At 56.6% G+C, this 21,385-nt stretch carries 22 protein-coding genes; 14 read left to right on the plus strand and 8 right to left on the minus strand.

The genetic code is table 11. The annotated features are described in order from the left end of the window. Positions 1-227 precede the first annotated feature (227 nt). A complete protein-coding gene (locus tag QLG07_RS00005; RefSeq protein WP_282468179.1) occupies positions 228-893 on the plus strand; it encodes a DUF3313 domain-containing protein in 666 nt (221 codons plus the stop codon). Between the two features lie 56 nt (positions 894-949). Next, the gene (locus tag QLG07_RS00010) at positions 950-2,059 is read left to right on the plus strand and encodes a PQQ-dependent sugar dehydrogenase (protein ID WP_282468180.1); all 1,110 of its coding nucleotides are present in this window, start codon (positions 950-952) and stop codon (positions 2,057-2,059) included. 30 nt (positions 2,060-2,089) lie between these two features. Here the strand turns inward: QLG07_RS00010 and QLG07_RS00015 are convergent, their stop codons facing one another. Further along, positions 2,090-2,746, minus strand: a complete 657-nt coding sequence (locus QLG07_RS00015; protein ID WP_048916586.1) for an HAD family hydrolase — start codon at positions 2,744-2,746, stop codon at positions 2,090-2,092. Positions 2,747-3,023: 277 nt separating this feature from the next. Between QLG07_RS00015 and QLG07_RS00020 the strand changes: the two genes are divergently transcribed. Beyond that, positions 3,024-4,229 (plus strand): serine hydrolase, encoded by a 1,206-nt coding sequence (locus QLG07_RS00020; protein ID WP_048916585.1) that lies wholly within the window; start codon positions 3,024-3,026, stop codon positions 4,227-4,229. 131 nt (positions 4,230-4,360) lie between these two features. Here the strand turns inward: QLG07_RS00020 and QLG07_RS00025 are convergent, their stop codons facing one another. The 3 genes from QLG07_RS00025 to QLG07_RS00035 all read right to left on the minus strand — a co-directional run bounded on the left by QLG07_RS00025 (position 4,361) and on the right by QLG07_RS00035 (position 8,557). Further along, positions 4,361-5,644 carry an HAAAP family serine/threonine permease gene (locus tag QLG07_RS00025; RefSeq protein WP_133624095.1) on the minus strand — a complete coding sequence of 428 codons (1,284 nt, stop codon included), beginning with the start codon at positions 5,642-5,644 and terminating at the stop codon, positions 4,361-4,363. Between the two features lie 307 nt (positions 5,645-5,951). Then, the gene (gene ybjG / locus QLG07_RS00030; RefSeq protein ID WP_048916583.1) at positions 5,952-6,557 is read right to left on the minus strand and encodes an undecaprenyl-diphosphate phosphatase; all 606 of its coding nucleotides are present in this window, start codon (positions 6,555-6,557) and stop codon (positions 5,952-5,954) included. 311 nt (positions 6,558-6,868) lie between these two features. After that, positions 6,869-8,557, minus strand: coding sequence for an aspartate:alanine antiporter (locus QLG07_RS00035; protein ID WP_048916582.1), 1,689 nt, complete (start codon positions 8,555-8,557; stop codon positions 6,869-6,871). Between the two features lie 257 nt (positions 8,558-8,814). Between QLG07_RS00035 and ybjM the strand changes: the two genes are divergently transcribed. Next, on the plus strand, positions 8,815-9,189 hold the full coding sequence (gene ybjM, locus QLG07_RS00040) for an inner membrane protein YbjM (RefSeq protein WP_048916581.1): 375 nt from the start codon (positions 8,815-8,817) through the stop codon (positions 9,187-9,189). A 52-nt stretch (positions 9,190-9,241) separates the two neighbouring features. Here ybjM and QLG07_RS00045 read toward each other — a convergent pair whose 3' ends face one another. Further along, positions 9,242-9,505, minus strand: coding sequence for a GrxA family glutaredoxin (locus tag QLG07_RS00045; protein ID WP_048916580.1), 264 nt, complete (start codon positions 9,503-9,505; stop codon positions 9,242-9,244). Positions 9,506-9,703: 198 nt separating this feature from the next. Between QLG07_RS00045 and QLG07_RS00050 the strand changes: the two genes are divergently transcribed. The 8 genes from QLG07_RS00050 (at position 9,704) to potI (ending at position 16,858) form a co-directional block, all read left to right on the plus strand. Further along, positions 9,704-9,991: a YbjC family protein gene (locus tag QLG07_RS00050; protein WP_282468181.1), complete on the plus strand. Its 288-nt coding sequence runs from the start codon at positions 9,704-9,706 to the stop codon at positions 9,989-9,991. Further along, positions 9,975-10,697, plus strand: a complete 723-nt coding sequence (nfsA, locus tag QLG07_RS00055; protein ID WP_048916578.1) for an oxygen-insensitive NADPH nitroreductase — start codon at positions 9,975-9,977, stop codon at positions 10,695-10,697. Before QLG07_RS00050 ends, nfsA begins: the two co-directional genes overlap by 17 nt. 24 nt (positions 10,698-10,721) lie before the next feature. After that, complete coding sequence (rimK, locus tag QLG07_RS00060; RefSeq protein ID WP_187497114.1) at positions 10,722-11,624, plus strand: 30S ribosomal protein S6--L-glutamate ligase; 903 nt, start codon at positions 10,722-10,724, stop codon at positions 11,622-11,624. Between the two features lie 92 nt (positions 11,625-11,716). Further along, positions 11,717-12,199: a YbjN domain-containing protein gene (locus QLG07_RS00065; RefSeq protein WP_048916576.1), complete on the plus strand. Its 483-nt coding sequence runs from the start codon at positions 11,717-11,719 to the stop codon at positions 12,197-12,199. Between the two features lie 470 nt (positions 12,200-12,669). Further along, positions 12,670-13,776 carry a spermidine/putrescine ABC transporter substrate-binding protein PotF gene (potF, locus tag QLG07_RS00070; RefSeq protein ID WP_048916575.1) on the plus strand — a complete coding sequence of 369 codons (1,107 nt, stop codon included), beginning with the start codon at positions 12,670-12,672 and terminating at the stop codon, positions 13,774-13,776. A gap of 126 nt (positions 13,777-13,902) precedes the next feature. Further along, positions 13,903-15,042: a putrescine ABC transporter ATP-binding subunit PotG gene (potG, locus tag QLG07_RS00075; protein WP_282468182.1), complete on the plus strand. Its 1,140-nt coding sequence runs from the start codon at positions 13,903-13,905 to the stop codon at positions 15,040-15,042. An 11-nt stretch (positions 15,043-15,053) separates the two neighbouring features. Further along, positions 15,054-16,016, plus strand: coding sequence for a putrescine ABC transporter permease PotH (gene potH, locus QLG07_RS00080; protein ID WP_048916573.1), 963 nt, complete (start codon positions 15,054-15,056; stop codon positions 16,014-16,016). Continuing rightward, positions 16,013-16,858, plus strand: coding sequence for a putrescine ABC transporter permease PotI (gene potI / locus QLG07_RS00085; RefSeq protein WP_048916572.1), 846 nt, complete (start codon positions 16,013-16,015; stop codon positions 16,856-16,858). The genes potH and potI overlap by 4 nt, the downstream gene beginning before the upstream one ends. A 64-nt stretch (positions 16,859-16,922) precedes the next feature. Here the strand turns inward: potI and QLG07_RS00090 are convergent, their stop codons facing one another. The 3 genes from QLG07_RS00090 to QLG07_RS00100 are packed head-to-tail and all read right to left on the minus strand — an operon-like array spanning position 16,923 to position 19,185. Beyond that, positions 16,923-18,026 carry an amidohydrolase gene (locus QLG07_RS00090; RefSeq protein WP_282468183.1) on the minus strand — a complete coding sequence of 368 codons (1,104 nt, stop codon included), beginning with the start codon at positions 18,024-18,026 and terminating at the stop codon, positions 16,923-16,925. A gap of 24 nt (positions 18,027-18,050) precedes the next feature. Next, the gene (locus QLG07_RS00095; protein WP_099754074.1) at positions 18,051-18,524 is read right to left on the minus strand and encodes a YjiG family protein; all 474 of its coding nucleotides are present in this window, start codon (positions 18,522-18,524) and stop codon (positions 18,051-18,053) included. Beyond that, a complete protein-coding gene (locus tag QLG07_RS00100; protein ID WP_048916569.1) occupies positions 18,514-19,185 on the minus strand; it encodes a nucleoside recognition domain-containing protein in 672 nt (223 codons plus the stop codon). Before QLG07_RS00100 ends, QLG07_RS00095 begins: the two co-directional genes overlap by 11 nt. Positions 19,186-19,565: 380 nt before the next feature. Here QLG07_RS00100 and QLG07_RS00105 point away from each other — a divergent pair, with 380 nt between their 5' ends. Together QLG07_RS00105 and rlmC are read left to right on the plus strand one after the other, a co-directional pair. Then, positions 19,566-20,054, plus strand: coding sequence for a YbjO family protein (locus tag QLG07_RS00105; RefSeq protein WP_048916568.1), 489 nt, complete (start codon positions 19,566-19,568; stop codon positions 20,052-20,054). Between the two features lie 120 nt (positions 20,055-20,174). Continuing rightward, the gene (gene rlmC, locus QLG07_RS00110; protein ID WP_282468184.1) at positions 20,175-21,302 is read left to right on the plus strand and encodes a 23S rRNA (uracil(747)-C(5))-methyltransferase RlmC; all 1,128 of its coding nucleotides are present in this window, start codon (positions 20,175-20,177) and stop codon (positions 21,300-21,302) included. Positions 21,303-21,385 lie beyond the last annotated feature (83 nt).

The raw sequence follows: 21,385 nt of genomic DNA on the forward strand, positions 1-21,385 counted from the left end.
CACGCGATCCCTTGCAGGGTCGAGGCGTGCCTGGCCCCGGTGAAACCCCACGCGATCCCTTGCAGGGTCGAGGCATGCCTGGCCCCGGTGAAACCCCACGCGATCCCTTGTAGGGTCGAGGCATGCCTCGACCTTTGTCTGTGAGATCAAATATTTCTTAACCATTGCTGGTGAACGCCGCTGTGCACTCTATGATTGAAAGACCTTAATCGTAAAGGAACGTGACAATGCGCAATGTGCGTATACCTCTCATCGCGGGTCTGGCAATGGCGTGTCTGGTGCTGGCTGGCTGCTCGTCAAAAGTGGCTGATACCAGCCAGTATTCCGGTTTCCTGCCGGATTATAGCCACCTGAAGCCGGAAAAATCCGCCAGCGGCGTGCAAACCCTGCGCTGGGTGTCACCGGACTATCAATCCGCAAAATACAACGCTATCCATTACACGCCTGCCGTTTACTACCCTGCCGCGAAGCCGACCGCCCGCGTCAGCCAGCAGACCCTCGATCAAATCCGCGCCTATCTCGACCAGACGCTGAAAGCCGCCGTGGCCCGGCACAAACCGCTGGTTAACCACGCGGGGCCGGGCACGCTGGAGCTGAAAACCGCCATTACCGCCGTCAATGCCGAAAATCAGGATATGAAGTTCTATGAGGTCGTGCCGATTGCAGCAGTGGTCGCCAGCACCATGGCGGCTTCCGGCCACCGTACCCAGAACAGCGTGCTGTTCCTGGAGATGCAGCTGGTGGATAGCCAAACCGGTAAGCCCGTGATGGAGGCGGTGCGCAAGGCCTATGGCAACACGGTGCCGAACAATAATGCCCCCATTACTCTTACCCAGTTGAAAAGCGGTATCGACCAGATGGTCAGTGATGTAGTGAACTTCCCCGATAAGTAATTCCTGTTTTATGGGCTGACCAATAAAAAGGTTGGCCCCTGCCCGGAGTGATTACGATGACGCGTTATCTGCTGCTGCCTGCACTGGCTGCCTCCCTGCTGTTAAGCCCCGCCCTCAGAGCTGAAAAAATCACCGTACAGGAGCTGCAAAGCGGTCTCGATCACCCCTGGGCGCTGGCCTTTCTGCCGGGCGAAGAGGGGGTGTTGATCACCGAACGCGCCGGCCAGCTCAGGCGCTGGCAGCACGGCTCCGGCCTCTCCCAGCCCATCAGCGGGGTGCCGCAGGTGTGGGCTCAGCGCCAGGGGGGCCTGCTTGATGTGGCGCTGGCGCCGGACTTTGCCAGCAGCCGTCGCGTCTGGCTCAGCTACACGCTGGCCGGAGAAGATGGCGCGGCTGGGGCTGTAGTCGGTTATGGCCGCCTGAGCGAAGATTACCGCCAGCTCAGTGGCTTCCAACCGGTGCTGCGCCAGCAAGGTTTATCCAGCGGGGCGAATCTTGGTACGCGCATGGCGTTTGACCGCAGCGGTCATCTGTTCATCGCCTTTGGGGATAATTTCCAGGCTGCTAAAGCGCAGGATCTCAACGCATTGCAGGGCAAAATTGTGCGCCTGACCGCCGATGGCAAAATCCCCTCTGACAATCCGCTGGTTGGCCGCCAGGGCGTTCGTAGCGAGATCTGGAGTTGGGGAGTGCGTAACCCGCAGGGGTTAGCGCTCAACCCGCAGAGCGGTGAAGTCTGGGAGAGCGAGCACGGCCCGCGCGGCGGCGATGAGGTGAATATCCCGCGCAGGGGAAAAAACTACGGCTGGCCGCTGGCCACCTGGGGCATTGATTACAGCGGCGCGAAGGTACCGGGTTCAAAAGGCAGCACGGCCGCGGGAACCGAGCAGCCGCTGTTCTGGTGGAAAGTCTCCCCGGCTATCAGCGGCATGGCGTTTTACCAGGGTACGCGGTTTCCGCAGTGGAAAAATTCGCTGTTTATCGGGGCGCTAAAGGAGAAAAGCCTGATCCGCCTGAGCATCAACGGTGAACAGCTGAAAGAGCAGGAGCGCCTGCTGAGCGAGCGCGGGGAGCGCATTCGCGATGTGCGCAGCGGGCCAGACGGCTGGCTTTACGTGCTGACGGATGAAGCCAACGGCAAGCTGCTGAAAGTGGGTATTGAGTAAAATAAGCGGGCACTCCGTTGCCTGCCAATCTTATTTCACCCAGTGGCAGATTTCCCAGCCGCGCTGCTGCGCTAGCTGCTGCAGCGGCTCTGCCGGATTGATCACCCAGGCGTGATCGGCATGTTCCAGCATTGGCAGGTCGTTGATTGAGTCGCTGTAAGCCCAGGTGTGGGCAAAGCGGTGCTCCTGCTGCTGCGCCTTCCAGTCGCTGACGCGGCTGACTTTTCCCTCTTTGTAGGTCAGAGTGCCGTAGATTTCGCCGCTGTAGCGGTCATCAATAATCTCCACGCCAATCGCCAGCGCCGCGTGCGCGCCCAGCTGTTGCGCAATAGGCTTCACCAGATGTTCACCGCTGGCGGAGATCACGATGATTTTATCGCCGCGCTGCTGGTGCCACGCCAGGCGTTCGCGCGCGGCGGGGTAAACGCGCGGCAGGATATCGCGATGAATAAACCGGCGTATCCAGCCTGCTACCGTCGGCGTGGCCATTCCTGCCAGCGGCGACAGCGTGGTGCTCATATACTGTTCCATAGACAGCGACCCCTGATAGTAGTGCTCCATCAGCGCGCGTTCTTGTTCTATCAGCGCGGCCGGGGCAAACCCCTGGGAAACCAGCCAGCGCAGCCACAGGCCGGTACTGTCTTCACAAATCAGCGTTTCATCAAGGTCAAACAGCGCTAAATCCATCGTCGTCACTCCTCTGGCAGACTTTTCTCAGGTTAGCGGATTTTTGTGACGGGCTTAACTGTTCAGTGAAAATTCGGAATTTAACCTGTTTTCAGCCCACACCTAACGGCGATAATTTGGCCAGCCGTCTGGGCAAGCCTAAGATTTTTCTAATAAACTCTAAGAAACTTTACGGTTTAAACGTTTTTTTTAAGCTTATAACGCCTTAGTGTAGGGCGGCTAATCGTCAGATGCGCTTTGATAATCATTGTCTTTCAAATGGATACCTGGTCTCGCCATGAAGAAAACGCTCCTCTCTACCGGTGTGTATGCACTGGCTACTACTTCGACGTTATTGCTGTTTACCCTCTCCCCCGCGCGCGCAGAGCAGGCCCCTGCCGCCCCGCAGATCGATGCCAAAGCCTGGGTGCTGATGGACTACAACAGCGGTAAAGTGCTGGCAGAATCCAATGCGGATCAGCGGCTCGACCCGGCCAGCCTGACCAAAATGATGGCCAGCTATGTTACCGGGCAGGCGCTGAAGGCGGGCAAAATCAGCAATGACGACATGGTCACCGTGGGCAAAGATGCCTGGGCGACCGGCAACCCGATTCTGCAAGGCTCTTCGCTGATGTTCCTCAAGCCTGGGGACCGGATCCCGGTGTCGGAGCTGAATAAAGGGATTGTGATCCAGTCCGGTAACGATGCCAGCATTGCGCTCGCCGACCACGTAGCGGGCAGTCAGGACTCTTTCGTTGGCCTGATGAACAACTACGTGCAGGCGCTGGGCCTGAAGAATACCCACTTTAAAACGGTGCACGGGCTGGATTCGGACGGCCAGTACAGCACCGCGCGCGATATGGCCCTGATTGGTCAGGCGCTGATCCGCGACGTGCCGGATGAGTACGCGCTGCATAAAGAGAAAGAGTTCACCTTTAATAAGATCCGCCAGTACAACCGCAACCGCCTGCTGTGGAGCACCAATCTGCAGGTGGACGGGATCAAGACCGGGCACACTTCCGGCGCCGGCAATAATCTTGTGGCATCAGCGAAAGAGGGCGATCAGCGCTTAATTTCTGTGGTGCTGGGCGCGGCCACCGATGCTATCCGCTTCCGCGAGAGCGAAAAGCTGCTGACCTGGGGCTTCCGCTTCTGGGAAACGGTGACGCCAATCAAGGCCGGGACGGCGTTTGCCACCCAGCGCGTCTGGTATGGCGATAAGAGTGAAGTAAATCTTGGCGTAGCGAAGGATGCGGCGATTACCCTGCCAAAAGGGCAGATGAAAAACCTCAAGGCGAGCTTTACCCTCAGCCAGCCGCAGCTGACGGCCCCGCTGGCGAAGAATCAGGTGGTGGGAACGATTGATTTCCAGCTGGACGGAAAATCCATTGAGCAGCGCCCGCTGGTGGTGCTGGACGAAGTGAAAGAGGGCGGTTTCTTCAGCCGCATCTGGGATTTCGTTATGATGAAGATGACCGGATGGTTTGGCAGCTGGTTTTCATAATGGATAAGGGCCGACCGAAAAGAGGGTCGGCCCCTACATCTATCCTGCGTAAGGGCCGACCGAAAAAGAGGGTCGGCCCCTGCATCTATCCTGCGTAGGGGCCGACCGCTTTTCTGGTCGGCCCTGAACAATCAAAACAGATCGTAAGCCACCGCAGAAATCGCCACCAGGCCGACCAGCACCACGAACACATTACTTAACTTGCCGCTGTACTGGCGCATGGCCGGGACCTTGTTGATGGCATACATCGGCATCAGGAACAGCAGCACCGCAATAATTGGGCCGCCCAGGCTTTCGATCAGGCCGAGAATGCTCGGGTCCAGCGTCGCGACAATCCAGGTTGTTATCAGCATAAACAGCGCGGTAAAGCGGTTCAGCTTGTGCTCGGCAAGGGTTTTGCCACGGCTGCGCAACAGCTTATTCACCGTGCCGTTAAAGCCTTCACGCGCCCCAAGATAGTGGCCGAGGAACGATTTGGTGATCGCTACCATGGCGATAATCGGCGCCAGCCACGCCATCAGCGGGGTATCAAAGTGGTTCGCCAGGTAAGAGAGAATGGAAATGTTCTGCGCTTTGGCTTCCGCCAGGTTCTCCGGCGTCAGGCTCAGCACGCAGCTGAAGACAAAGAACATCACCGTCAGCACCATCATAATATGGCTGCGCGCGAGGATGCGGGAACACTTCGGCTCTGCCTGGTCGCCGTACTCTTCCCGTTTGGCCACGGCAAAGGCGGAAATAATCGGCGAGTGGTTAAAGGAGAACACCATCACCGGGATCGCTAACCACAGGGTCATCATCAACCCCTTGCCGCTGCCGCTCAGGCTGGCATTGGCAAAAATCGCGCTGCTCCAGTGCGGGATAAGATAGAGCGCCAGCAGCATCAGCACCAGCACGAACGGATAGACCAGTACGCTCATGGTTTTGACGATCATCTCTTTGCCGAAGCGCACAATGGTCATCAGGCCGACAATCAGGATTAGCGCCAGCAGCGCGCGCGGCGGAGCCTGCATCTGCAGCTGGTGGGTGATAAAACTCTCAACGGTGTTAGTGATGGCGACGCTGTAAACCAGCAGAATCGGGTAGATGGCGAAGAAGTAGAGCAGGGTGATCAGCTTGCCGGCGCCGACGCCGAAGTGCTCTTCTACTACCTCAGTAATATCCTCGCCGGGTTTGCGCCCGGAGAGCACGAAGCGGCACAGCCCACGGTGGGCAAAGAAGGTCATTGGAAACGCCAGCAGCGCCATAATGACCAGCGGGATAAGGCCGCCAATCCCGGCATTTATCGGCAGGAACAGTACGCCAGCACCAATGGCCGTGCCGTACAGCCCCAGCATCCACATAGTGTCGGTTTTACGCCATGCGCTGGCATCCTGAGACGCTTCGGGGCTGAGCACCGCCGTTTGGGATGTGTCCATTTGATTCTCCAGTGTTTAAAACGATGAAGTTAATCGCGCCATCGACGCGTCGATTGACTTCATTGCTCTGGTTTAATGGCGCACACTCTACCACCAGAAAAAATAGATGAAAGCTCTGCGTCGTGGTTTATTGGAGTTTTTGTGACTTGCGCAACATAGAGATTAATTTGCACATTTATCAAGCAGATTGCGCAATAAACCTTGAGGAAATGGCAGGTTTTTTTGGCAGTTTTTTAGCGGTTAATAGCAATTAGGATGATATTAATCAGGGTAAAGCGGGACCGGTTAATATAGTCCCGCCAGCGAGTTAATGGCGTACCCAGCCCTTGCTGATAGGGAAAGCAAAAACGACGCGATAGAGTGCAGAAAGCAGCGGCATCAGACGTGCCCCGGTCAGCTGCCAGAAAATTTGCGCAAACAGGCAGGAGAGCAGGCCCACCAGCATGCCGCCCAGCATATCCATCGGCCAGTGTACCCCAAGGTAGACGCGTGACCAGGCGATAGCGGCACCGGTCAGCAAGAGTACGGCCCCAGACCAGGCGCGATGCCAGCTGATAAAGGCGATGGCAAAGGTGAAAATTACCGTACCGTGATCGCTCGGGTAGGAGTCATCCGGCGCGTGCGACAGGAACTGATGACCCAGGCCAATGGCAAACGGGCGTGGATGAGGAAACAGCTGCGCCAGGCACCAGGAGATCGCCAGGGCATAGAGCAGGGCGATACCGGTTTTCACCACCAGCACGCGCTGCGAGGTCAGCTGGCTGCGCGGCCCCCACAGCCACAAGCCCACAATCAGCAGCGGCACAATGGCGATAAGATCGCGGGCAATAAAGGTGGCGAGGGCTATCAGCCACTCGGGGGAACGGCCGTCAGCGTTGATCAATAAAAATAGCGACCGGTTCAACTCATCCATCATGACTTTCTTTACCTTTTGTTCGCAGTAGTAGCACGAATTGCTTAAGGTAAAAGCGTGCGGCGGGCAGGTAAAGGGCCACACTCTTAATTACCGGGTTCGTTTGGCTTTTGTTGAGATTGAATGACGTTTTTGTGACGTTAAAAATATCGGCAGCAGATCAGACGATTCTGGGCCAAATGACAGGCAGAAAAAAACCCGCTAATCATAAGATTAACGGGCTCCTCAATTTGGGGATTTCAAAGAAAAGCAGTGGCACTAATTAAGACTGTGGCCCGCTATAAAAGTTCTCCCCAATCGATAAATTATTTTTAACCACCAAAAAACGGCCAGATTATCACAATCAGCGTGCCTGCCAGCGTCAGCAAAACGTTAGCAATAGCATAAGTTCCGGCATAGCCCAGTGCCGGAATGTTACTGCGCGCGGTGTCGCTGATAATCTCCATTGCCGGGGCGCAGGTGCGCGCGCCCATGATGGCGCCAAACAGCAGGGCGCGGTTCATTTTCAGTACCCAGGCACCGAACAGGAAGCAAATAATGACCGGCACCAGGCTGACCACCAGCCCGGCCCCGAGCATCAGCAGCCCGGTCTCCCCCAGGCCTTTGGTGATGCCGCTGCCGGCGCTCAGACCGACGCCCGCCATAAACACCATCAGCCCGAACTCTTTCACCATGGTCAACGCCCCCTGCGGGATGTAACCGAAGGTGGGGTGATTGGCACGCAGGAAGCCGAGCATAATGCCGGCGAACAGCAGCCCGGCCGCATTACCAATGCCAAAATTAAAGCTGCTGAACTGAAAGGTGATCATGCCGATCATCAGACCGATGATAAAGAAGGCGCAGAACGCCAGCAGATCGGTGACCTGACTGTGAATCGAGATAAAGCCAATGCGATCCGCCACCGATTTCACCCGGCGCGCCTCGCCGCTGATATGCAGCACGTCACCTTTATTCAGGATAATGCTGTCATCGATTGGCATCTCAATCTGGCTGCGGATCACGCGGTTAAGGAAACAGCCGTGATCGGTGAGCTTCAGCTGGCTGAGGCGTTTGTTCACCGCATTGTTGTTCTTCACCACGATCTCTTCATTAACGATGCGCATATCCAGCAGATCGCGGTCGAACACCTCTTTGCCGTTGCGGAAACTCGGGTCAAGGCGCGAGTGCGCATCCGGGTAGCCGACCAGTGAGATCTCATCGCCGGGCTGCAGCAGCGCATCGCCATCCGGATTTGCCAGAATGCCGTTGCGCCGAATACGCTCGATGTAGCAGCCGGTCTGGCGGTAGATGCCGAGCTCGCGCAGGTTTTTGCCGTCGCTCCAGGCGACCAGCTCTGGCCCGACGCGATAGGCGCGGATCACCGGCAGGTAAACTTTACGCTGGCTGTCCGGGTCGAGGCCGCGCTCACGGGCGATCTGCTGGGCGCTGGTGGGCAGATCCTGATGCTGCAGTTTTGGCAGATAGCGCGCGCCAAAAATCAGGCTGACGAGGCCAATCAGGTAGGTCAGAGCGTAGCCGAGGCTGAGGTGGTCCTGTGCCAGGCTCAGGCTCTTACCGTCGCTCAGCGTCTGGCGCAGGGTATCGCCCGCGCCGACCAGCACCGGGGTCGAGGTCATGGCACCGGCCAGCATCCCCGCCGTCAGGCCGATGTCCCAGCCAAACAGCTTGCCAAGCCCCAGCGCCAGCACCATCGCGCTGCTGACCATCACAATCGCCAGCATCAGGTAATTTTTACCGTCGCGGAAGAAGATAGAAAAAAAGTTGGGTCCGGCTTCGACGCCGACGCAAAAAATAAATAGCATAAAGCCCAGATTCAGCGCATCGGTATTAATCGCGAAATGCTGCTGGCCGAGCAGTAAGGAGACAACTAAAACGCCAATAGAATTACCGAGTTGAACAGAACCTAACCGAAGTTTGCCTAAGCATAACCCCAGCGCCAGTACGACAAATAACAACAGAATGTAATTTCCACTTAACAAATCTGCGACGTTTATATTCACGGTTTAACTTCTTATTTACCAGTAACCTATTGATGGGAAGGGGTTTATGCGCTAAATTTCACCCACTGATGCGATGAGCGCTATGCTCAATCGGCAATAATCACGCTGAATGGGATAAAAACGCCGCTCATTTTAATCGCAATAGCTTATGACAGCCAGCATTCGCCTGGCTTATTTGTTACGGATTTTAATTTTATCACTGCGCTATCCGTAGGCTTATTTTTATCGTGAAGGGAAAATAGCCTGGAGAAAATTCTATGTGGATAAAAGGGATTAGCTGGCCCGGCCTGGTCGCCTGTAGCATTTTGTATGGCGCGATCTATATTGCCGTGCGTTTTCCGCTACCGGTGGGCTATGTCGGCCATGCTCAGCTGGGGTTGCTGCTGTTTTTACTGCCCGGGGCGCTGGCGGCACTGACCTCGAGAGAGGCGCCGCTGACCGCGATGGCGCTGGCGATTGCCCTCGCTTCTGCACCCTGCCTGGCGCTAATGCAGCTGAGTGCATTTCATCACCTGGAGCTGGTTCAGGAGATCGCGTTTATCACCAGCGCAGTGTTCTGGTGTGGTTCAGGGACGTTGGCAGTGATGTTGGGCAGGACGCTGCTGGAGATGCGGCATCAGCAGCGGTTGTAGGGGGCGGGCATGCCCGACCCCTACGGTAACAATAACCGCAAGGCGGTTATTGTTACTGGTACAGACCGAGGTTTTCTTTGGCCCAGGCCTGGAATTCGGTGCAGCCGCCAATGTGTTTCTCGTCGACGAAGATCTGCGGGACGGTTTCAACGGGCTTACCTACAGTTTTTTCCAGATCGGCTTTGGTGATGCCTTCAGCATGGATGTCGATATAGCGGAAGTTGAAATCATCACGCTCTGCGGTCAGTTTCTCTGCCAGCTCTGTTGCACGTACACAGTAAGGGCAGCCCGGACGTCCAAAAATCACTGTAAACATAGCTCTCTCCTCAAAGGTCAGATTCTTTTATGTGACTCAAGTCACACCTTAACGCTTAATGGCGCCTATGATGCCCGCATCAACGAGTGAAATAAAGAAGGAGTTGCCTGTCAGTCCGATTGGTCGCTATGCATAACTTGCCGACTTAGGCTTTAATAACCCCACTGTTTTTATCATGCCGCCTGTCGGAGAGTGTTCATGCGTGCCTTTAGTCAGATGCCCCATGCCGTACTTATCCTTGAAGTTATCGGCATCCTGCTGCTGGTCCTCTCTTACCTGACGTTGCACGAAGTGCTACCTTTACCGTCGCTGTTACGCGGTAAGCTGGCGGCAACGGTGATGATTTTCGCCGGTATCGCGCTGATGCTGCCTGCGGCCACGGTAATGATGTGGCGCACGGCGAAAGTAATGGCACCCGAACTTTTTAACACGCGCGCTTCGCGTGACACGTCTAAACCAGGAGATTCCCATGACGCCGACCATTGACCTGCTGCGCTCACACCGCTCAATTCGCGCTTTTACCGATCGCGCTATCAGCGACGAGCAGCGCGCAGCCATTCTTGCTGCTGCCCAGTCGGCTTCCAGCTCCAGCTTTCTGCAATGCACCTCAATCATTCGTATTACCGATCCCGCACTGCGCGAACAGCTGGTGACGCTGAGCGGTGGCCAGAAGTATGTGGCGCAGGCCGCAGAGTTCTGGGTGTTCTGCGCCGATTTTAACCGCCTGCAGCAGATCTGCCCGGATGCCCAGCTGGGTATGGCGGAGCAGCTGCTGCTGGGCTGTGTCGATACCGCTCTGATGGCGCAGAATGCGCTGACTGCAGCGGAATCGCTCGGCCTGGGCGGCGTGTATATCGGCGGTATTCGTAACAATATCGCGCAGGTGACCGAGCTTCTGCATCTGCCGAAATTTGTCCTGCCGCTGTTTGGCATGTGCCTGGGTGAACCAGCGCAGGACCCTGAACTCAAGCCGCGCATGCCCGCCGCGATGCTGGTGCATGAAAACAGCTATCAGCCGATCAACCCGGAAGTGCTGGCGCAGTATGACAACGAGCTGGTGGAATATTATCAGCACCGCGACAGCAATCGCCGCAGCGAGAGCTGGAGCGAACACATCCAGAAAACCATCATCAAAGAGAGCCGTCCGTTTATTCTTGACTACCTGCACAAGCAGGGCTGGGCGACGCGCTAATTCTGACGGCTTCGGAGGCTGCTGGTGAAAATTGCCATTCTTTCCCGCGACAGTACGCTTTACTCCTGTCAACGCCTGCTGGAGGCCGCCCGCAGCCGCGGGCATAGCATTGAGGTGATTGATCCGCTCTCCTGCTATATGAATATCAATCCCGGCTCGTCGGCCATTCACTATCGCGGTCGGCAGCTGGCGCATTTCGATGCGGTGATCCCGCGTATCGGTTCGGCGATCACCTTTTACGGCACGGCAGTGCTGCGTCAGTTTGAGATGTGCGGCAGTTACCCGCTGAACGAGTCGCTGGCGATTGCGCGCGCGCGCGACAAGCTGCGCTCGCTACAGCTGCTGGCGCGCGCAGGGATTGCCATGCCGATCACCGGTTTTGCTCATTCGCCGGATGACACCCGTGACCTGATCGAGATGGTCGGCGGCGCGCCGCTGGTGGTAAAACTGGTGGAAGGGACGCAGGGAATTGGCGTGGTGCTGGCGGAAACTCGTCAGGCGGCAGAGAGCGTGATTGATGCCTTTCGCGGGCTGAATGCGCACATTCTGGTGCAGGAGTTTATTCAAGAGGCACGCGGCAGCGATGTGCGCTGCCTGGTGATCGGCGGGGAAGTGGTCGCAGCGATAGAGCGCCAGGCGAAAGAGGGGGATTTCCGCTCCAATCTGCACCGCGGCGGTAGCGCCCGGCGCGTGACCATCAGCGACAGCGAGCGTGAAATCGCTATCAAAGCCACGGCCACGCTCGGTCTGGACGTGGCCGGCGTCGATATTTTACGCGCCAGTCGCGGCCCGCTGGTGATGGAGGTGAATGCCTCGCCGGGGCTGGAAGGGATTGAAAAGACAACCGGTCTGGATATCGCCGCCATGATGATTCACTGGATAGAGCAGCAGGCGCAACCTGGCTTCAGTCTTAAAACCGGTGGTTGACGTCATATTTCTGTCGTAATCGTGGTTTTTGGCGAGGTTTTTACGTAAGCTAGTGCGCAATTTTGTGGCGGCCAGAGAAAGAGACAAAGCCTATGGATTCACTCGTTGTTCCCGATATCGACGTGTTACGACGTTGGTTGGATCAGCAAAGTATCACCTGGTTTGAGTGTGACTCCTGCCAGGCCCTTCATCTGCCTCATATGCAGAATTTTGATGGGGTGTTTGATGCCAAGCTCGATTTGGTGGATAACGTGATCCTGTTTTCCGCCCTGGCGGAAGTTAAACCGACGGCGCTGATCCCGCTGGCGGGCGATTTGTCGCAGATTAACGCCAGCTCGCTATCGGCGAAAGCCTTCCTCGATATCCAGGATGATAACCTGCCGAAGCTGATCGTCTGCCAGTCGCTGAGCATTACCGCAGGCCTGACCTACGGGCAGTTCGCCTATTTTATGAAGCAGAGCGAAGAGCAGATCTCGATGATTGTGATGGAAGCCTTTGCCAATCATCTGCTGATGATCGGTGAAGATGACGATGACCGTACGCCGATGCTCGGCGGCCAACCGATGCTGCATTAAGCGGCTGACGTTTACGGCATTTTTTCCTGCGGGCGGACCTCTAATCCGCCCGTTTTTATTCTGTCTTTCTTACCCCATTCAATTTCTACGCTACTCCCTGTGTTAAATGCTGTTTTTAGCGACACTTCGTTCTGGAGCAATACCACTTTTTATTCTGCATTTTGCCCTCTAATGCCAGATTTCTATCGCCATTTATGCCGTGAATGGCATATCACATAGAGGAAACGTGCATAAAAAATCGATAAAAGGCGTTTTTTACCCTGAGGGCTGGTCTGGCCGGGTGAGTGGGGCTATTCTTGCGTGGCTGCATGAAGCGTGCAACGTCCCCAGATATATAGGTTTTTAGTATTAACCACGGGATGAATAATGATTCATTCTGTAGCCTTTAATGTACTGACCTATATTAAGAGGCAGGTGCTAACCAGTTAGCCTGCCCGGCATAAGATTATCCCTGTTCAGGAGGATGGAAGATGTTCAACCAACGTAAAAAATGGTTGTCAGGTGTGGTTGCGGGAACGCTGATGGCGATCTCTGCAGGCTCACTGGCCGCAGACAAGACGCTGCACGTTTATAACTGGTCAGATTATATTGCGCCAAATACCGTGGCGGATTTTGAAAAGCAAACCGGCATTAAAGTGGTGTACGACGTCTTCGACTCCAACGAAGTGCTGGAAGGCAAACTGATGGCGGGCAGCACCGGCTATGATGTGGTCGTCCCTTCCTCCAGCTTCCTGGCGCGTCAGCTGCAGTCCGGCGTGTTCCAGCCGCTGGATAAGAGCAAGCTGCCAAACTACAAGAATCTTGACCCCGATCTGATGAAGAAGCTGGAACAGCACGATCCGGGCAACAAATATGCCATCCCTTACCTGTGGGCGACCACCGGTATTGGCTATAACGTGGAAAAAGTGAAAGCCGCGCTGGGCAAAGATGCGCCGGTCAACAGCTGGGACCTGGTGCTGAAGCCGGAGAACCTGGAAAAACTGAAAAGCTGCGGCGTGTCGTTCCTTGATGCCCCGGAAGAGATCTTCGCCACCGTGCTGAACTACATGGGCAAAGATCCGAACAGCAGCGATGCCAAAGATTACACTGCGGCAACCGACCTGCTGCTGAAGCTGCGTCCAAGCATCCGTTATTTCCACTCGTCCCAGTACATTAACGACCTGGCGAACGGCAATACCTGCGTGGCTATCGGCTGGGCAGGGGATATTCTGCAGGCGAAAAAACGTGCGGTAGAAGCGAAGAACGGCGTCGATATTGCTTACAGCATCCCTAAAGAGGGCGCGCTGGCGTTCTTCGATACCCTGGCGATCCCCAAAGATGCCAAAAACCTGGATGCAGCCTATCAGTTCCTCAACTATCTGATGGATCCAAAAGTGATGGCGAACATCTCTAACTCGGTCTACTACGCCAGCGGCAACAAGGCCTCTGTGCCGTTCGTTGATGAAGCGATTCGTAACAACCCGGGCGTCTATCCAACGCCGGACACCATGGCGAAACTGTTCACCCTTAAGGTGCAGGATCCAAAACTTGACCGTGTACGTACGCGTGCATGGACTAAAGTTAAAAGTGGTAAGTAACTGATTGCAGTGACTGCATAACTGCACACTGTCAGCCCACAACAGAGGCGCGTTACCGGCCTCTGTTTTGTTATTTTTAGGGTGGGGCACCCGCACAGCCGTCCCCTCTTTTAGCGCCGGAGTAAAATGGTCGTGAACGACGCAACCCCTCGTACTCAAAGCAAAGCAGGCAAGGCGTTAACGCCGCTGCTGGAGATCCGCAACCTGACCAAGTCGTTTGACGGTCAGCACGCGGTGGATGATGTGAACCTCACCATCTATAAAGGCGAAATTTTCGCGCTGCTGGGTGCTTCAGGCTGTGGTAAGTCCACGCTGCTGCGCATGCTGGCAGGTTTTGAGCCCCCGACTCACGGGCAAATTGTGCTCGACGGCCAGGATCTCTCTCACGTGCCGCCGTATCAGCGCCCAATCAATATGATGTTTCAGTCCTACGCACTGTTCCCCCATATGACGGTGGAGCAGAATATCGCCTTTGGCCTGAAGCAGGACCGTCTGCCAAAAGCTGAAATCAATGAGCGCGTGGCTGAGATGCTAACGCTGGTTCATATGCAGGAGTACGCCAGGCGTAAGCCGCACCAGCTGTCTGGCGGACAGCGGCAGCGCGTGGCGCTGGCACGCAGCCTGGCCAAGCGGCCGAAGCTGCTGCTGCTGGATGAACCGATGGGCGCGCTGGATAAAAAACTGCGCGACCGCATGCAGCACGAAGTGGTGGATATCCTTGAGCGCGTGGGTGCCACCTGCGTGATGGTGACGCACGACCAGGAAGAAGCGATGACCATGGCCGGGCGTATCGCCATTATGAACCGTGGCAAATTCGTGCAGATTGGCGAGCCGGAAGAGATTTACGAGCACCCGACCACCCGCTTCAGCGCTGAGTTTATCGGCTCGGTAAACCTGTTCGAGGGGCTGCTGCGCGAGCGGCAAACCGATGGCCTGATTATCGACAGCCCGGGCCTGCTTCATCCGCTGAAAGTGGCGAGCGATGTCTCGATCGTGGACGGCGTGCCGGTCTCGGTGGCGCTGCGCCCGGAAAAAGTGATGCTGTGCGATGATATCCCGCCGGACGGCTGCAACTTTGCCGTGGGTGAAGTGGTGCACATTGCCTATCTTGGCGACCTGTCGATCTATCATGTCCGCCTGCACAGCGGCCAGATGATCAGCGCCCAGCTGCAGAACGCGCACCGTTTCCGCAAAGGTGCCCCGACCTGGGGTGACGAAGTGCGCCTCTGTTGGGAAGCCGACAGCTGCGTGGTTCTGACGGTTTAAGTGGGGGAGAGATGAGCCAATATTCTGAACGTACCACTGAGCCACCGAGCGGCCAGCAAACCGGCTTCAAAGGGCTGCTGACGCGCTTCCAGATGGCGCACGGTCGCAAGCTGGTGATTGCGCTGCCTTACCTCTGGCTGTCGCTGCTGTTCCTGCTGCCGTTCCTGATCGTGCTGAAGATCAGCTTTGCCGATATTGCGCGCGCTATTCCGCCCTATACCGAGCTGCTGAGCTGGGCCGACGGCCAGCTGAATATGGTGCTGAACTTTGGTAACTATATTACGCTGACCGATGATCCGCTGTATGTCGATGCTTATCTGCATTCACTGCAGGTGGCGGCGATCTCGACGCTGATCTGCCTGGCGATAGGTTATCCGCTGGCGTGGGCAATCGCCCATGCAGCCCCGTCGACGCGCAACATTCTGCTGCTGCTGGTGATCCTGCCGTCGTGGACCTCTTTCCTGGTACGCGTTTATGCCTGGATGGGTATCCTCAACGATAACGGCGTGCTGAACCGCTTCCTGATGTGGACTGGCATTACCGACCATCCGATCGCCATTCTTTACACTAACCTGGCGGTCTATATCGGCATTGTTTACTGCTATCTGCCGTTTATGGTGTTACCGATCTACACGGCGCTGACGCGCATTGACTACTCGCTGGTGGAAGCTTCGCTCGATCTGGGCGCGCGCCCGCTGAAAACGTTCTTTAGCGTGATCGTCCCCCTGACCAAAGGCGGAATTATCGCCGGGTCGATGCTGGTGTTCATTCCGGCGGTCGGGGAGTACGTGATCCCGGAACTGCTCGGTGGCCCGGACAGTATTATGATTGGCCGCGTGCTGTGGCAGGAGTTCTTCAACAACCGCGACTGGCCGGTGGCTTCCGCGCTGGCGGTGATTATCCTGCTGATCCTGATCCTGCCGATTATCTGGTTCCACAAACATCAGAATAAAGAAGTGGGGGATGAGGGATGAGTAATCTGCCGACCATTAAATCCAAGTGGCGCACGGCGATCCTCTCCGTCTGCTTCTTCTTCCTGTATGCGCCGATGCTGCTGCTGGTGATCTACTCGTTTAACTCATCGCAGCTGGCGGCGTGGGAAAGCTTCTCCCTGCACTGGTACAGCGTGCTATTCCACGACGATGCGATGATTAGCGCGGTGACGCTTAGCCTGTCGATTGCCGCGCTGGCGGCCACGGCGGCGGTGATCCTCGGTACTATCGCGGCAGTAGTGATTGTGCGCTTTGGCCGTTTTAAGGGATCGACCGGGTTTGCCTTTATGCTGACCGCACCGCTGGTGATGCCGGACGTGATTACCGGGCTGTCGCTGCTGCTGCTGTTTGTTGCAATGGCCAATGCATTTGGCTGGCCCGCCGACCGCGGCATGCTGACTATCTGGCTGGCGCACGTGACGTTCTGTACCGCCTATGTCGCAGTGGTGATCAACTCGCGCCTGCGCGAGCTGGACCGTTCGATCGAGGAAGCGGCAATGGACCTCGGTGCTACGCCGCTGAAGGTGTTCTTCGTGATTACCGTGCCGATGATTGCCCCGGCAATTGTCACCGGCTGGCTGCTGGCGTTTACCCTGTCGCTGGATGACCTGGTGATATCCAGCTTTGTTACCGGGCCGGGCGCGACTACGCTGCCGATGCAGATCTTCGCCACCGTGCGCCGTGGGATTAACCCGGAGATTAACGCCCTGGCATCGCTGATCCTGATTGTGGTGGGGCTGGTCGGGTTTATCGCCTGGCGCTTTATGGCGCACGAAGAGAAACAGCGTTTGAAGGATATCCAGAAGGCGCGTGGCGGCCATTAAAAGGGACGGGCATGCCCGTCCCCTACGATATTTGTAGGGGCGAGGCATGCCTCGCCCGTGCCTTTTATCCCAGCACCTTCTTCACGCAGGCTTTGAAGATCTTGATGCCGACCGGCAGCGAGTTGAGATCAAAGTGCATATCCGGGTGATGCAGACCCGGCACCAGCCCCGTTCCTAATCCCCAAAAACCAGCCTTTAGCGATGGGCGCTGGACCGGATAGTGGAAGAAATCTTCGCTGCCCGGCGTGGAGCGCGGCTCCATCAGTGCGTCTTCGCCCAGCACTTCAACAATCGCGCCGGAGATAAGCGCGCTCATCTCGTCATCAATTTCTGCGGCGGGCATCGCTTTTAACGTCAGCACTTCAGCCGTTGCGCCAAAGGCGGCCACGCTGTGTTCGATAGCGCGCTGCACCCGGCTCTGCAACTCCATCATATCCTCGTTTTTCGCGGCGCGCAGGTCGAATACCACGCGTGCTTCATCCGGGATCGAGTTGGTGACGCCCGCGTCGCACAGGAAACGCGTGGCTTTGGCGCTCCAGACGCTGTTCGGGGCCATATGAATAGCGTTGACGGCGTTCACCGCGCTGACTGCAGCATCCAGCGCATTGACGCCGAGATGCGGGCGCGCGCCGTGGGCGGTCTGGCCGCGAACGATCGCCTCAACGGTGACGCAGGCGGAGTAGTAAACTGCCGGGATGGCGGTGCCAACCGCGCACTCTTCCGCCGGGCGCACGTGGAAGCCGAGAATCATATCGACATCGTCGATTGCTCCCCCGGCGATCATCGCCAGCGCGCCGGTGCCTAACTCTTCGGCCGGCTGGAAAATCAGCTTCAGGCGGCCTTTCTTGACCGCCTGCTCGGCGATCAGCTCCTGGGCTGCCGTCAGCACCACTGAGGAGTGTCCATCGTGGCCGCAGGTATGGCGGGCGCAGGGCACGCCGTTAATCACATGGCCGAGGGCATCCATATCGGCACGCAGCGCCAGCGTTGGGCCAGGTATGCCGCTGTCCAGCACCGCGACGATCCCCGTGGTGGCATTGAAATTGTCCTGCACGGCGTAACCGGCGGCCTTCAGCTGCTGGCTGATATACGCCGAGGTTTTAAATTCCTCGAAACCCAGCTCCGGGATTTCATGCAGGTAGTTGTAATGCTCCAATACTTTTAACACGTTATGCACTCCATTCAGCTTTTATTACGCAACGACTCGCATCACCAGCATGGAAATTACCGCATTCATAATGCTGGTCAGCATTAACAGGGGCCAGTACTTTTTCGGCACGTCAGACACGCCCAGCAGGCGGCCCATATACTGTAACTGAGAACCCATCAAAAAGATCGCCGGGGTTAAAATGGTAATATCCGCGCCGCTCAGTACGCCCTTAGCCAGCAGGCTGATCGCCACGCCAGTGCCGGCAGAAGAGGAGAGCCAGGCAGTGAGCAGCACGGTGACCGCTTGCCCCGGCAGGCCAAACAGGCCCATTACCGGGGCGAAAACATCACCAATCAGCGTCATCACCCCGAGCAGATTCAGCACCTCAGCAATGACATACGCCATCACTACGTTAGGCATTAAGTTGTGGATGGCAATATGGAAGCCTTTACGCGCCCCCACCACAAAGATATCAAACGGATTATTTGAGACGTTAACCTGAGGGTTATTCTGCATGCTGGAAGTCTCGCTTATACAGGGTATTCAACATCAGGCGCACAAACGCGCCGCCGACAAATTTCAGTACAAACATCAGCACCAGCGGAACCAGTACCGGCGTTGCCAGCGAAGCAAATAGCGCTGAGCCAATTGAGAAGTAGTTATTAATCAGCCCGGCGCCGGAATATTGCCAGGCGCCCATAATCACCACATCTTTTTTACTCACCTGCTTGTTGTCGTACAGCTCTTTGGTTAATGCTGCACCCGCGTCGGTGCTTTGCAGATCGGTAATCAGCGCCAGCCCGGTACGGCCCGGAATGCCTAACAGCGGGCGCAGCAGCGGCGTCAGCAGTTTGTGGGCGGCGCGGATGGCGCCATAGTGGGTAAAGATCTCCAGCAGGCCGAGTGCCAGCATCACCGTGGGCACCAGCGACAGTGCGAACAGAAAGCCCGCTTTGGCGCTCAGGCCACCGGCGCCAACGAAGGTGTTATGCGCCGGATCTTTCATGGTGCCGAAGCTGCCGCCGAGGGTGGTAAAATCAAAGGCGCCCAGCCAGGCCATGCCCTCCACGTTAAAAAACAGGCCGGAGAAAAACAGGATGGCCAATATTAATGCCAGCCAGGCTCCTGTGCCGACTGACCACTTTTCAGCCGAAAGCGGTAATTTATCTTCAGACATCGATCTTGCGACTCCCTGATAGTTTCAAAAATAAACAAAATAGCTTTCTGGCAATTTTTGTTCCGCATAGTGGAATTAATTGCGCATTCAGGCTAAAAATAGAGGGGCCGTTGCCGATATTTAGCGAACCCCCTGATATCGATTGCAGGGATCGTGCCAGAAATAAGTGGCTTATTTTATTGCGGCAATAGATCGCGGCAGCAAGGGGCAATTTGGCTGCGCGGGCAGAGTTAAAAAAGTTAATTTATTTTCACTGGTGAAATAAAAGACGCTTTTTTTCTCATCCGGCCAGGGATATTCTTAGCGGGGCGGCAGTGAGACACCACCATGGATCAGTTGCACCAGCGTGGGGCAAACGTTCGGAAAAGTTGGAGAGAGCGATGTCAGAGGTGTTGAGAGAGGTCAAAGCGGTGTCGCACACGGCATCCGGCATTCCGGTGCCGGTGTGGATTGCCGGCAGTGCCATTATTGCCACCCGTTGTCTGGGCGTCGTGCTGCTGGCTAACGAACTGGGCGTTGAAGAGGTGATGAACTTTATTCATCGCAGCGCTCAGGCCTGGGATTCAACGCTGATCTTCATCGCCAGCCAGCTGATCTTTTTTATCGAACTGCGCTGTGCCATCGCCCTGATGCGCGGCCATAACTGGGGGCGCTGGGGTTACCTGCTGACGCAGGTGGTGGTGCTGTTGTATATGTTCGCTGCGTCGATGGGCTGGATCTATCCGGAGATTTTCAGCATCAGCGGTGACACTAATCGTCAGATTATTCAGGCGTTACTGGCGCACAAGTTTCCCGATTTTGTGGTACTGCTGCTGCTGTTTGTGCCGCTCAGTAGCCGCCACTTCTACCGTAAGCGTGGCTATCGCTAAACCAACACTGCTATATCCGTCCTGGATGTGAGCTCATCGGACTTGCCGCCTTGATGCAACCTCACCTATTTTGGGTATATACTTATCGGCTGCATTTCGCTTCCCTGATTAGGCTTTATCATGCATTGCGCGCTTTATGACGCGGGCCGCTGCCGCTCCTGCCAGTGGCTTGAGACCCCGTACCCCCAGCAACTCTCGCAAAAACAGTCGCACCTGCAGCAGCTGCTGGACGCGTTTCCGGTCGGCCAATGGCTGCCGCCGGTGGTCTCTGCCCAGCAGAAATTTCGTAATAAAGCCAAGATGGTGGTCAGCGGCAGCGTTGAGCGCCCTCTGCTGGGGATGCTGCATCGTGACGGCACACCGGTGGATCTGTGCGACTGCCCGCTCTATCCCGACAGCTTCGCGGCCGTCTTTGCCGAGCTGCGTCCGTTTATTGCCCGCGCCGGACTGACGCCCTATAACGTGGCGCGCCGCCGCGGTGAGCTGAAATATATTCTGCTGACGGAAAGTCAGCACAGCGGCGAGCTGATGCTGCGCTTTGTACTGCGCTCCACGACCAAGCTGGCACAGCTGCGCGCGGCGCTGCCGCAGCTCCAGCAGGCGCTACCGCAGCTGGTGGCGATCTCAGCCAATATCCAGCCGGTGCCGATGGCGATTATGGAAGGGGAGGAGGAGATCCCGCTGACGGACAATCAGCAGCTGGCCGAACGCTTCAACGATGTGCCGCTCTCCATGCTGCCGAAAAGTTTCTTCCAGACCAACCCGCGCGTGGCCGCTGAGCTGTATGCGACGGCGCGCGAATGGGTACGCGATCTCAAGGTTAAAGCGATGTGGGATCTGTTCTGCGGCGTCGGCGGCTTTGGTCTGCACTGCGCCACGCAGGAGATGGCGCTGACGGGTATTGAGATTAGCAAAGAAGCGATAGCCTGCGCGCAGCAGTCCGCCCGGCAGATGGGATTAACTCAGGTGAGCTTTGCCGCGCTGGACTCCACCGCCTTTGCTACCGGCGAGGGCAGCGTGCCGGAACTGGTACTGGTCAACCCGCCGCGCCGGGGGATCGGCGCCGCGCTGTGCGACTATCTGGAGCAGATGGCACCGCCGTGGGTGCTCTATTCAAGCTGTAATGCCGTGACGATGGCGGCCGATATCGGGCGTCTGCCCGCTTATCGTGTGGTCAGGGTGCAGCTGTTTGATATGTTCCCGCACACCGCACATTACGAAGTGCTAACGCTGTTGCAGCGGGTTTGATGCGGTAAAAAGGGTCGACCGAAAAAAAGGTCGACCCTGGACGTTGCAGGATGGCGGCTAAACGTAGGGGCGAGGCATGCTTC

Source organism: Erwinia sp. V90_4, from assembly GCF_029967685.1.
Lineage (GTDB): Bacteria > Pseudomonadota > Gammaproteobacteria > Enterobacterales > Enterobacteriaceae > Erwinia > Erwinia aphidicola.